Raw genomic sequence first — 12,555 nt, 5'->3', positions numbered from 1 at the left:
CGCTCACCCGAAATATCATACTTCCGCCACCAGACCCCTTCCTATAATTTGGGAAATTTGTTTCAGAATATTCCCAAATACAATGAATGATGAAAACTTTTATCAAAAGAAGGTCGTCCCGAATGAAGCATTTTTATCGCTTCATCAAAATGACCACCAACGTTCCGGTCTGCGATTCGCCCGACGAATCAGGCTGCCGCGAGCGGTGGGTTTGGGGGGAATGTTTTTCCCTATCGCGTCGGTATTAGTTGCTCAGCCCATTACCGGTGGCTGGTGGCTATTACTGGTGGGATGGGCGTTTGTCTGGCCGCATTTGGCCTGGCAGTTGGCCAGCAAAGCCGACGATCCTCTGCATAGCGAATTTACCAACTTAAAAGCCGATGCCATTCTTGCCGGTATGTGGATAGGGATTATGGGCGTAAACCTGTTGCCATCCACGGCGCTGCTGATGATTATCTGCATCAACCTGATGGGCGCAGGCGGGATGCGAATATTCATCGCAGGCGCCGTTTTGATGATGGTTTCATGCCTGGTGACGTTACAGTTAACCGATATCTCCGTCGCTTTTAGCAGTACTCAACTTAGCGTGCTATTGACGCTGCCGGTGCTGGTGATTTATCCGCTGCTGTTTGCCTGGGTCAGCTACCAGACGGTCATCAAGCTGGCGGAACATAAACGCCGTTTACAGGTGATGAGTACGCGAGATGGCATGACTGGGGTGTACAACCGCCGCCATTGGGAACTGTTACTGCGTAATGAATTTGATAATTGCCGCCGCTACCAGCGTGACGCCACGTTACTGATTATCGATATCGACCATTTTAAGAGCATTAATGATACCTGGGGTCATGACGTTGGGGATCAGGCGATTGTCGCGCTGACCCGCCAGTTGCAGATGACCTTACGCGGTAGCGACGTGATCGGGCGCTTTGGCGGTGATGAGTTTGCGGTGATTATGTGCGGCACGCCGGCAACCAGCGCGATTGCGGCGATGTCTCGCGTTCACGAACGACTTGGTCAACTGCGTTTATCCTGCGCGCCGCAGGTTGCTCTGCGGATCAGCGTGGGCGTTGCGCCGCTGACCGCAGAAACCGAGCATTATCGAGAATGGTTAAAGTCGGCGGATATGGCGCTCTACAAAGCAAAGAATTCCGGACGTAACCGCACTGAGGCGGCGGCCTGACGTCCGGCGGTGTTAACTCAGGAGCGGCTGAGTTTTTCCGACTGCTCCATGCACTTAATCATCGCTTCAATCACTGATGAACGAAAACCTCGTTCTTCCAGGACGCGTACCGCTTCAATGGTGGTTCCACCAGGCGAGCACACCATATCCTTCAGTTCTCCGGGATGTTTACCCGTATCCAGCACCATCTTCGCCGAACCCATTACTGCCTGCGCCGCGAATTTATAAGCTTGCGCGCGAGGCATGCCACCCTGCACGGCGGCGTCCGCCATCGCTTCAATAAACATAAACACATAAGCCGGGGCTGAACCACTGACGCCAACGACCGGATGAATCATTGCCTCCGCAATGACTTCCGCTTCGCCAAAGCAGCGGAAGATATTCAGCACGTCGGCGGTGTCTTCTGGCGTGACTAAGGCGTTCGGTGTGACGGAAGTCATTCCGGCATTCACCAGTGACGGCGTGTTTGGCATCGCGCGAATGATTTTACGGTCATGGCCTAGCGCGCGGGCGAGCTGATCGAGGGTGACGCCAGCGGCAATCGAGACGACCAGGGAGTCTTTGTTCAGGCTGGAGGTAATTTCGCTCAGTACTTTAATCATGATGCCTGGTTTTACGGCCCCAAAAACGATGTCAGCGATTTGCGCGACCTCTTGCGCAGACTGCGCCGCATTAATACCGTACTGGTCGTGCAATGCAGCGACTTTATCGGGGGAAGGGGTGTAGACCCAGATTTGTCCGGGGAGAACCTGGCCGCTGGCGATCATGCCGCCAAGTATCGCTTTGCCCATATTACCGCAGCCGATAAAACCGATTTTCTTGTCCATTTTGTCACTCCCTATGCGTGATATTCATTGTTTTACCTGGGAAAGCTAAGCTTAGCGCGGATTGAATACGTGCAGAAGGATAAACAGCACTTTGCCTGCAAGTAAAAGCACGCGACAATGTGCAACTGCACATCAGTGGGGAGAAATTATGACAATATGGGTGGATGCCGATGCGTGTCCGAATGTGATTAAAGATATTTTGTACCGCGCTTCTGAGCGCATGCAGATGCCGCTTATTTTGGTAGCAAACCAGAGTTTGCGCGTCCCGTCTTCGCGGTTTATCCGCACATTACGTGTTCCCGCCGGGTTTGACGTGGCGGATAACGAGATTGTGCGCCAGTGTAGTGCCGGTGATTTAGTGATAACAGCGGATATCCCGCTGGCGGCAGAAGTCATTGAAAAAGGTGCGGCGGCGCTTAATCCGCGCGGTGAACGTTATACCGAAGCCACGATCCGTGAGCGTCTGATGATGCGTGATTTTATGGATACGCTACGCGCCAGCGGTATTCAGACCGGCGGGCCGGACAGCCTTTCACCACGAGACAGGCAGCATTTTGCTGCTGAGCTTGATAAGTGGTGGCTGGAAGTACAGCGCAGAAAATAAAACGTGTAATTTATTATTTACACTTTATTCATGGTGAATTCTTGTTATAGTAGGGGTTAATAGGTATCGCTACCCTGTATGTAATTTTTTCTTTACGTTTTGGCGATGTACTAGTTTGGTGATATGATTATATCTTTAACCGCATCAGATCCCGCTCGCTCGCGGCTCCCTGGGGAATTTCTGTAATGACGCAACCTCTTTATCTTGTCGGCCCCCGGGGGTGTGGTAAGACAACTACCGGTATGGCGCTGGCGAAGGCTATCGATTTCCAGTTTGTCGATACCGATCGCTGGTTGCAATCGCACGTGCAGATGACCGTGGCGGAGATCGTCGAAAGGGAAGGATGGGAAGGGTTTCGTGCCCAGGAGACGAGCGCTCTGCAGGCCGTCACAGCCCCAGCAACGGTTGTTGCGACCGGCGGCGGCATCATTCTTACCGAATTTAATCGTCATTACATGCGCAGCCACGGCGTGGTTATCTATTTAAGCGCACCGGTACCAGTACTGGTTGATCGTCTGGAGGCCACGCCTGAAGAGGGATTGCGCCCAACCTTAACCGGTAAGCCGTTGACTGAAGAGGTGCAGGAAGTGCTCGCTCAGCGCGATGTTCTGTACCGTGAAGCTGCGCACTACATCGTTGATGCCACCCATAAACCTGCGCAGGTGGTGGAAGACATTCTTGAGATACTGGCGCAGGCAGCGCCACGGTTACAGGGCGGTGTCTATACTTAATGTTCATCCAGTGAAAAGGAAGAACTATGCCGACAAAACCACCTTACCCACGTCAAGCGAACATTGTTACGGTTGAAAAGGGGACGCCAGGCCAGACGGTAACCTGGTATCAACTTCGAGCCGATCACCCTAAACCGAATACGTTGATCAGTGAGCATCCTTCTGCGCAGGAAGCCAGGGATGCCAAAAAACGCTACGAAGACCCCAATAAAACCTGATATTAAGCACCGTCCTGGCACGAGTCTGAAAAGTGCCACGACGGGCGTTCATCACATTTTCTTAAATTTCGCCGTATACCGTTAAAATTGAAAATTAAGCAATAACAATCCAGTACCGGAATGATTTGGAATCTTTACACAATACATCGCCGCTCAGCTGCTACGCTTTTGAGCATTTGTAGCGCAGGTCAGCGCCCGGCACTTGCCCGGGATTTCACAGCAAAGTAAGAAGATGGTGGAGCAACAAATGAGTGCGTCGTTGGCTATCCTCACGATTGGCGTGGTGCCGATGTGTGAGGTGTTACCGCTCCTGACGGAATATATCGATGAACAGCACATTACTCACCACAGTCTGCTTGGACAGATGCGGCGAGAAGATGTGATGGCTGAGTACGGCGTTTCGCCCGGTGACGAGCCTTTATTAACGCTGCTCAGCGACCACCAACTTGCGCATGTCTCACGCCAGAAGGTAGAGCGCTCGTTGCAAAGTATCGTGGAGGTGCTGGATAACCAGGGCTTTGACGTGATCCTGCTGATGAGTACCGCCTCAATCGCTCGCCTGACCGCCCGCAATAGCATTCTGCTGGAGCCGTTACGTATTATCCCCCCGCTGGTGGCCTCAATTGTCGATGGGCATCAGGTCGGGGTTATTGTCCCCGTCACCGAATTGCTCAAAGCCCAGACGCAAAAATGGCAGGTGTTACAAACTCCACCAGTGTATGCCGTGGCGAATCCGATCGAAGGTACCGAACAACAATTGATTGATGCCGGGAAAGAACTGCTGGAGCAAGGCGCGGATGTGATCATGCTGGATTGTCTGGGGTTCAATCAACGCCATCGCGATTTACTGCAAAAATCGCTGGATGTCCCGGTTCTTCTGTCTAATGTGTTGATTGCCCGACTGGCTTCGGAGCTGTTGGCGTAATTTTGCGTGACAGGTGGAACGTCAGCCCCCTATATTGGTTCTCAACTTAATCACGAGATAGGGCCAGTTGTATGCTTCAAAGTAATGAATACTTTTCCGGCAAAGTAAAATCGATCGGTTTTACCAGCAGCAGTACTGGCCGCGCCAGTGTTGGCGTGATGGCTGAAGGCGAATATACCTTTAGTACTGCGGCGCCTGAAGAGATGACTGTCGTTAGCGGCGCACTGAACGTGCTGCTGCCGGGGGAAACCGAGTGGAAGGTGTATGCCGCAGGGGACGTGTTCAACGTATCGGGCAACAGTGAGTTTCATCTGCAGGTGGCAGAGCCAACATCCTATCTTTGCCGCTATCTGTAAGCATAGAAATGACGAATGGCGACATTGTGCCGCCATTCGGTAAGTACGGCTTAACGTTGCGCTTCGCCGCCTAATCCTTCCACCAGACTTTTAATCAGCGCCGCCAGTTCACCCGTCATCAGGATGAAATCGGCATCAAAACGCTGAGCATAATCTTCGCGGTCAATATCTTCGTTCTGATCGCGCAGCTCGTCGCTAAACTTCAAACGCTTAATAGAGCCGTCGTCACACATTACGAACTGAATGCGCTGCTGCCAGTCGAGGGCCAGTTTGGTGACCAGTTTGCCCGCTTCGATATGCACGGCGATTTCGTCGCAGACCAGATCCTGCTTTTTCGCGCGGATCACGCCGCCGTCTTCAAGGATCGCTTTTAGTTCGGCTTCATCCAGTAACTGGAATCCCTGTGCCGTTGTACCGGAACGAACCCATTCGGTCAGCGTCAGCTCAATGGGGTTTTCCATCGTCAGCGGAACGACCGGCAGCGAACCGAGACTCTTACGCAGCAGCGCCAGCGTATCTTCGGCTTTCTTCGCACTCGCGCAATCAACCATAATCAGATCGTTGACGGTATCGATCCACATCATCGTCTGGCTGAAACGGCTAAAGGCGCGCGGCAGCAATGAGTGCAGAACTTCATCTTTCAGCGAGTCTTTTTCGGTCTTCTTGAGTTTGCGACCTTGCTCAGCTTCCAGTTTGAAAATTTTGGCTTCCAGCGCCTGTTTAATAACCGGCGACGGCAGAATTTTTTCTTCTTTGCGGGCGCAGATAATAATTTGGCCATTGGCGGTATGCGTTAATGCATCGCTGTGCGATCCCATCGGCGGAACCCAGCCCATTTTTGCCATATCCTGGCTACCGCAAGGGGTGAACGTCATTGATGCCAGCTGTTTTTCCATCTCTTCGGCACGCAAAGAAACATCGCGGCTAAGACGGTAAACCATTAAATTTTTGAACCACAGCATGATAATTTCCACGGCCTTGTCGTTAAATCCAGCGGGCATGATAGCGAATTGTCGCTATGCTTGCATTGTTAATCGGGAAGAGGAGCAAACAGTGCGTATAGGTATCGATTTAGGCGGTACGAAAACGGAAGTTATCGCGCTTGGCGATGCAGGCGAACAGCTTTTTCGCCATCGCCTGCCCACGCCGCGTGATGATTATCGGCAAACGATAGAAACCATCGCCGCGCTGGTGGAGATGGCGGAAAAGGCCACCGGGCAGTCGGGAACCGTCGGGATGGGCATTCCCGGTTCAATTTCGCCCTACACCGGAGTGGTGAAGAATGCCAACTCGACCTGGCTTAACGGGCAACCTTTTGACAAAGACCTGAGTACGCGTCTGAATCGCGAAGTGCGGCTGGCAAATGATGCCAACTGCCTGGCGGTTTCTGAAGCCGTTGATGGTGCAGCGGCGGGGGCGCAAACCGTGTTTGCGGTGATTATCGGTACAGGATGTGGCGCTGGAGTGGCGCTGAACGGCCGGGCGCACACGGGCGGGAACGGTACTGCGGGCGAGTGGGGGCATAATCCGCTGCCGTGGATGGATGAAGACGAACTGCGTTATCGGCAGGAAGTGCCCTGCTATTGCGGCAAGCAAGGCTGCATTGAAACCTTCATTTCCGGAACCGGTTTTGCCACCGACTACCAGCGTCTGAGCGGTAAGTCGCTCAAGGGCAGTGAAATTATCAGTCTTGTTAATGCCCGGGATGCCCAGGCGGAACAGGCGTTGAGTCGGTACGAGCTGCGTCTGGCAAAATCACTGGCACATGTGGTGAATATTCTCGATCCGGATGTAATCGTGCTGGGCGGTGGAATGAGTAATGTCGACCGACTGTATCAAAACGTGCCAACGTTGATTAAAAAGTTTGTCTTTGGCGGCGAGTGCGAAACGCCTCTACGCAAGGCGCTGCACGGTGACTCCAGCGGCGTGCGCGGCGCGGCCTGGTTGTGGCCGCAGGAGTAATGTTCGCGTTGCCGGGTAGCGCAGAGGCTATCCGGCAGCGGGAGTCATCCGGGATACGCTGCGCTTCAGGCGACCATAGAGCAGCAGCGACGACATTGCAGAAAACGACAGCAGCGCCGCCGGTAACGTCACGTAGTTGTAGGCAAAGCCCAGCGTCAGCATCATACCACCGCACCAGGCGCCAATCGCGCTGCCGAGATTAAAGGCAATTTGCCCCCCAGCCGCACCCAGCAGCTCACCCCCTTTAGCATTTTGCAGCAGCAAAATTTGCAGCGGCGCCGACAGGGCAAACAGGCCCGCGCAGCAAATAAAGGCGAAGATCAGCGACGCGACTTTGATCCCGCCAAAGGCAAAGAGCAGCAGCAGAGCCAGCACAATTACAAAGTCGGTTATTACCGCAATACGCAGCGGCGTATAGCGGCCAGAAAGACGACCGCTCAGCAGATTTCCCAACACCATCCCCAATCCCACCAGCATCATGATGAAGGTCATCAGCGCTTCGGAAAAGCCGGAGATGAACATCATGTACGGTTTGACGTAGCTGAACCAGGCGAAAACCCCGGCGTTACCAAACATGGTGGCGGAAAAGATGAGCCACGGGGCGGGGGTTTTCAAAAAGTGAAATTGTTCGCGCAGTTTCCCTTTGGCTTCATCGCTGATGTTGGGTATCCAAAAAGTTATCGAGACCATCACGGCGATATTAAAGACGGCTATCAGCAGAAACGTGTAGCGCCAGCTAAATTCCTGGCTCAGCCAGGTGCCGATGGGAATACCAATCAGATTAGCAACGGTCATACCCGAAACCATGCCCGCGACGGCGGCGGTGACTTTTCCCGGACGGGCCAGCTTCGACAGGATAATCGCGCCAACGCCAAAAAAAGCGCCGTGTGGAAAGCCGGAAACCAGCCTGCCCACCGCCAGCATTAAATATGAGGAGGAGAGGGTGAAGATGGCGTTGCCGATCACGCACAGCGTGACCAGAAACAGCAGAATATGCTTGAGAGAAAAGCGGTTGGAAAAGAGCGCAATAATAGGCGCGCCCAGCACCACGCCAAAAGCGTAAAACGAAATCATATGGCCAGCGGCAGGGATGGAAATTCCCACGTCCCGCGCCAGCTCGGTGAGTACACCCATGATGCCAAACTCGGCCATGCCCAGCCCAAATGTCCCCAGAGCTAAAGAGAAAATGACTTTTTTCATACCACCTGCCAACAAGAAAGACGCACGATATGCGCCATAGCGGCGAACGTTCGCCGCCAATAGAGATAGCTTGCGGATAAGCGAAGTGGAATGCCATTTCATATCCGTCTTTGTGTATTCACGATCGTGCTATGTGCTGTGCCGGATAGCGCTGGCGCATATCCGGCCTCCAGGTGCTGAGCTGCTATCAGGCATCAACTGCAAACATTTTATCGAGTTTACTGTAGCCCAGTCCGTTGATTTTTTTGACCTTGATCTGCACCGGAATGCGTTCTTTCATCGCTTCAACGTGGCTGATGACACCAATGGTTTTGCCAGTGGCGTTGAGCGCATCGAGCGCATCCAGGGCGGTATCCAGCGTTTCGCTGTCCAACGTGCCGAAACCTTCGTCGAGGAACAGGGAGTCAATTCGCGTTTTGTGGCTGACCAGATCGGACAACGCCAGCGCCAGCGCCAGACTCACGAGGAAGCTCTCGCCGCCGGAAAGCGTACGCGTGTCACGCACGGCATCGGCCTGCCAGGTATCAACCACTTCCAGCTCCAGCGCTTCGCTGGCCTTGCGCTGCAACAGATAGCGACCGTGCAGACGGGTCAACTGGTTGTTGGCAAGCCAGACCAGATTATCCAGCGTCAGCCCCTGGGCAAACTTGCGGAATTTATCTCCCTCTTTCGAGCCGATCAGCGCGTTCAGATAGCCCCAGTCTTCGACCTGCTGTGCGACTTTCGCAATCTCCAGCATCAGCGCCTGCTGCTGCTGGCGGTTTTCACCATCCTGCTTGAGCTGCTGGCGAATTTCGCCCTGACGAGTGGTGTTCTCCCGTAGCTGCTGGGTGAGTTGCGCCAGCGCGTCGTGAAGATGTTGCACGGTGAGCGTGAGATCCACCCCGGTTGGTAGCTGTTGTTGATGAGTCGCCAGCGCCTGCTGCGCCTGATTAAGCAGCGTTTGCGCCTGCTGTCGCTGGCCTTCCAGTGATTGCTTCAATTGTTCAAGGCGGTTAAAGGTCTCTTCATCCAGCAGGGCGGCAATAAAGGCGTCGCGATCGGCAAAGATGCTGGCCTGCAATGCGGTATCAAACTGCGCCTGAATTTCTGCAGCGCGCTGAACCTCCTGCACCTCCTGCTGCTGTAAGGTTTGCCACTGCCCCTGTAAAGAGAGGCAATCGTCGTGCACCTGCCGCCAGTTTTCCAGCGACAGATTCTCAATGTTTTCACCAAGCGCATCGGTTTCAGGCAGCGTTTCCAGCACCGGCGCAAGCTGGGCGATTCGAGCCTGTAATTCAGTCAGTTCGTTCTGGCGCAACTGCCACATTTGCGCTTCGTTCGCCCGCTCGCTCAGCCATGAGGCGACTTCACCCTCGGCCGGAAGGGACAGACCATGACGGGCCAGCTCGGCGGTTAACGTTGCCTGACGCTGGTCAATATGCTGCTGGAGCTGAGTAATCTGCTCTGTGTGTGCGGTGATTTGCGCCTGCAGGGTATGACGCATACTCAGTTGGTGAAGCTGCTGCTCGTGCTCTTCCTGGGCGGCAAGCCACGGGGCGATGTCATCCTGCGGTTGCAGCGTCACGTTGAGGCTGGCGGTGACGGTCTGCCACTCTTGAGTAAGTGCTTGCTCTTCCTGAGAAAGGGTTTGTACTTCGCGTTCATCGCGCTGAAGTTGCTGGGTTATCGCCTCAAGTTGACCGCGTAGCGTTGAACCCTCATCGGCCAGCGTTTTGACCTCTTTTTCCAGCGCTTCACGCCGTGTCTGATTCACACTCAGTTCGAGCGTTTGATAGCGCTCAATCGCCGGGTGCGTGGTGGAGCCGCAAAGTGGGCAAGGCATGCCGGATTGCAATAGTGCCCGCTGGCTTTCCAGATCTTTGATCCGGGCTTCCTGCTCGCAAATGATTCTCACATCGGCAAGCCGCTGATTTTTATCTTTATAGCGCTGACGCTTTTCTGTAAGCACCGCATTGCGCTGGGCCAGCTCCTGCTGACGCTGCACAAGCGTGGCGCGTAGCTGCGCCAGTTGCTTTTGCTTCGGGGCGATTTGCCCGTGCAGATTACTCAGCCGCTGGCGTAACGGACGAAGCTGCACATGTTGCGCCAGCGCTTCCGTTACCTGTTGTGCCGAAAGGGTCAGCGTGGGAAGCGCCAGCGCATCGAGCTTGCGCGTGTCGTTCTCCCGCAACTGCTGCCACTGGCGCAGTTGGACGCTGGCGTCGGACTGTTGGGCCAGCAGCGCTTTCCATCCTGCCAGTTCGCTACTCCACAAACGGAAGCGGTCATGTTCCTTCAACCAGTCGGTTAACGTTTGCTGTCCGGCGAGCATAGCGGCCGACTGCGTTTGTGCCTGCTGACGAATACGTCCGCGCAGCGCTAAGCTGCTTTGTAAGCGAGCATTCACTTCCTGAATCTTCTGTCGCGTACGGTCAATCGTAGCCGTTTGTTCCTGGATTCGCTCCCAGTGTGGGCGTAACGCTCTGGCTGGGAGTGCCAGACTCAGCGCCGCCAGTTGCGGCTGCGCCTCTTCCTGCGCCTGAAGTGCAGCCTGTAATGCCTGCTGGTGGCGGTTTATCTCAGCCTGTAGCTCATTTTGCCGCATGAGCCAGTTGAGGTGCTGCTGCTGGGCTTGTTGGCTGGTAAGGTATTGTTTTTCTTCGTCAGTAAGTACCTGCAAACTTTCTGTCAGAGATTGCAGCTGTTCTGGCGCTAACAGCGCAACACCGCTGGCCTGGGCCTGCAGTTTTTCCAGTTCCGTACGCGCTGATTTGTGCTTTTCAAATACCATGGCGGAGATTTGGCCGTAGATCTCAGTGCCGGTCAGCTCTTCCAGCAGCTCGGCGCGTTCTTTCGGTTTGGCATTGAGAAATGCGGCAAACTGCCCCTGAGACAGCAGCATCGAACGGGTAAAACGTCCGTAATCCAGCCCGGTAAGCTCGGCGGTCATCTCCAGCTTATCTTTGACCTTATCGGCGAGGATTTTACCGTCGGAGCAGCGGGCCAGCTCTACGCGAGGGACCTGCAGATTGCCCTCCGGCTGATTGCGTGCCCGGTTCTGGCTCCAGAATGCGCGGTAGGCTTCGCCCCGCACCTCAAACTCGACCTCGGCCAGACACTCCGCGGTGTCGCGGGTCATCAGGTCGTTTTGCGACTGTGACACGGTATTCAGGCGTGGCGTTTCGTGGTACAGCGCAAGGCAAATTGCGTCCAGCAGGGTCGTTTTCCCCGCACCCGTTGGTCCGGTGATGGCGAATAACCCGTTGCTGGCAAACGGTTCTGCCGTAAAATCGACTTTCCATTCTCCCTTCAGGGAGTTGAGGTTTTTCAGGCGCAGGCTGAGAATTTTCATGCTTCAGCCTCCCCGGCAAGCGTTTGTAAGGTTGCGCTAAACAGCTGGTTAAGCCGCTCACGCTGCGGTTCTTCGAGTTCTTCCAGCGCCAGGCGGCGGTCAAAAACCTCTGCCACGCTCAGCTCGCTTAACGTTTCACGTCGTTCATTGGCCATAATGCGTTCGCGCTGTTCACGACTGCGGCGCACCAGTAGCACTTCTACCGGTAAATCTTCGGTTAAGGCCTGGATCTTACGTTGCATATCATGCAGGTAGTCATCGGTGGTGATTTCAATATCCAGCCACACCGGTGGCTCTTGCTGCACGCCGCGCCACTGCTCAAGCTGGGTAGTAATGGCGGCTAAATCGCCTTTCAGTACCGCAAGCTGCTGCGTAACCGGCACGGTGAGATTTTCAACGGCGCTGAGTTTCCCCGCGTCAAAGCTCACCAGATGTACACATTTGCTTTTGCCGCACTCGTCAAAACTGAGAGGAATCGGCGAGCCGCAGTAGCGAATATGTTCCGTGCCGCCGATAACCTGCGCCCGGTGAATATGTCCCAGCGCGATGTAGTCTGCCGGTGGGAAGTTTTGCGCCGGGAAGGCGTCCAGCGTACCGATATAAATGTCACGTACGGCGTCGCTTTTACTGGCTCCGACGGTGGTCAAATGCCCGGTCGCAATGATGGGAAGATTGTGGTCGCCGCGCAGCGTGCAGGCATCCTGATACTGCTGCTGATAATAGTCGGTGATTGCGCCCAGTAAATGCTGCTGTTTTTCTTGTCCTGTCAGCCCGGCCTGGCTGGTGATGATGTCGCGCGGACGTAAAAAAGGCACCGGACACAGGATCGCCCCCGGTGTACCGTCGCGTAGCGGCAGTATCTGCGGCCCATGGCCAGCGCTGGCAACCACCGTGGTGTTGAGAAACGCCAGGATATCGCGGGATTCATTGAGCGTGGCGACGGAGTCGTGGTTGCCTGCCAGCACCACCAGATGACAGCCGGTTTGCTGCAGATTGACGACAAAACGGTTATACAGCTCACGGGCATAGCTAGGCGGTGAGCCGGTATCGAAAATATCGCCTGCCACAATAATGGCATCCACCTGCTGGGATTGTGCCGTTTCCAGCAGCCAGTCGAGAAAGGCCTGATGCTCGGCGGCGCGGCTCTTGCTGTAGAAATTTTGGCCCAGATGCCAGTCAGACGTGTGAAGGATGCGCATAAGAGTTCCATGACGG

General features: G+C 54.7%; 12 protein-coding genes. 7 read left to right on the top strand and 5 right to left on the bottom strand.

The features are described 5' to 3' along the window. Positions 1 to 67 precede the first annotated feature (67 nt). The gene (adrA, locus tag HV345_RS17905) at positions 68 to 1,183 is read left to right on the top strand and encodes a diguanylate cyclase AdrA (protein WP_088583121.1); all 1,116 of its coding nucleotides are present in this window, start codon (positions 68 to 70) and stop codon (positions 1,181 to 1,183) included. 17 nt (positions 1,184 to 1,200) lie between these two features. On the opposite strand, the gene proC is transcribed toward adrA, so the two are convergent. Then, positions 1,201 to 2,010, bottom strand: coding sequence for a pyrroline-5-carboxylate reductase (proC, locus tag HV345_RS17900; protein ID WP_016152005.1), 810 nt, complete (start codon positions 2,008 to 2,010; stop codon positions 1,201 to 1,203). Positions 2,011 to 2,158: 148 nt separating this feature from the next. On the opposite strand from proC, the gene HV345_RS17895 reads away from it, so the two are divergent. The 5 genes from HV345_RS17895 (at position 2,159) to ppnP (ending at position 4,844) form a co-directional block, all read left to right on the top strand. After that, positions 2,159 to 2,614, top strand: coding sequence for a YaiI/YqxD family protein (locus HV345_RS17895; RefSeq protein WP_016155837.1), 456 nt, complete (start codon positions 2,159 to 2,161; stop codon positions 2,612 to 2,614). Between the two features lie 185 nt (positions 2,615 to 2,799). Then, entirely contained in the window at positions 2,800 to 3,345 is a 546-nt protein-coding gene (gene aroL / locus HV345_RS17890; RefSeq protein WP_046275381.1) for a shikimate kinase AroL, read from the top strand. A gap of 26 nt (positions 3,346 to 3,371) precedes the next feature. After that, on the top strand, positions 3,372 to 3,563 hold the full coding sequence (gene yaiA / locus HV345_RS17885; protein ID WP_181635883.1) for a protein YaiA: 192 nt from the start codon (positions 3,372 to 3,374) through the stop codon (positions 3,561 to 3,563). Positions 3,564 to 3,810: 247 nt separating this feature from the next. After that, the gene (locus tag HV345_RS17880) at positions 3,811 to 4,488 is read left to right on the top strand and encodes an AroM family protein (protein ID WP_016155840.1); all 678 of its coding nucleotides are present in this window, start codon (positions 3,811 to 3,813) and stop codon (positions 4,486 to 4,488) included. Between the two features lie 71 nt (positions 4,489 to 4,559). Next, entirely contained in the window at positions 4,560 to 4,844 is a 285-nt protein-coding gene (gene ppnP, locus HV345_RS17875) for a pyrimidine/purine nucleoside phosphorylase (RefSeq protein ID WP_181635882.1), read from the top strand. 50 nt (positions 4,845 to 4,894) lie between these two features. On the opposite strand, the gene rdgC is transcribed toward ppnP, so the two are convergent. Continuing rightward, positions 4,895 to 5,806 carry a recombination-associated protein RdgC gene (rdgC, locus tag HV345_RS17870; RefSeq protein WP_003021479.1) on the bottom strand — a complete coding sequence of 304 codons (912 nt, stop codon included), beginning with the start codon at positions 5,804 to 5,806 and terminating at the stop codon, positions 4,895 to 4,897. 91 nt (positions 5,807 to 5,897) lie between these two features. On the opposite strand from rdgC, the gene mak reads away from it, so the two are divergent. Next, positions 5,898 to 6,806, top strand: a complete 909-nt coding sequence (mak, locus tag HV345_RS17865; RefSeq protein ID WP_181635881.1) for a fructokinase — start codon at positions 5,898 to 5,900, stop codon at positions 6,804 to 6,806. A gap of 27 nt (positions 6,807 to 6,833) precedes the next feature. Here mak and araJ read toward each other — a convergent pair whose 3' ends face one another. From araJ to sbcD, 3 genes are all read right to left on the bottom strand, one after another. Continuing rightward, complete coding sequence (gene araJ / locus HV345_RS17860) at positions 6,834 to 8,006, bottom strand: MFS transporter AraJ (protein WP_181636706.1); 1,173 nt, start codon at positions 8,004 to 8,006, stop codon at positions 6,834 to 6,836. Between the two features lie 187 nt (positions 8,007 to 8,193). Then, a complete protein-coding gene (gene sbcC / locus HV345_RS17855; RefSeq protein ID WP_181635880.1) occupies positions 8,194 to 11,340 on the bottom strand; it encodes an exonuclease subunit SbcC in 3,147 nt (1,048 codons plus the stop codon). Then, positions 11,337 to 12,539, bottom strand: a complete 1,203-nt coding sequence (sbcD, locus tag HV345_RS17850; RefSeq protein ID WP_049282007.1) for an exonuclease subunit SbcD — start codon at positions 12,537 to 12,539, stop codon at positions 11,337 to 11,339. The genes sbcC and sbcD overlap by 4 nt, the downstream gene beginning before the upstream one ends. Between the last annotated feature and the right edge of the window lie 16 nt (positions 12,540 to 12,555).

Origin of the sequence: Citrobacter sp. RHBSTW-00986, from assembly GCF_013783065.1 — a bacterium.
In the GTDB taxonomy this organism is placed as follows: Bacteria; Pseudomonadota; Gammaproteobacteria; order Enterobacterales; family Enterobacteriaceae; genus Citrobacter; species Citrobacter braakii.
This window is presented reverse-complemented; position numbering and strand designations above follow the sequence as displayed.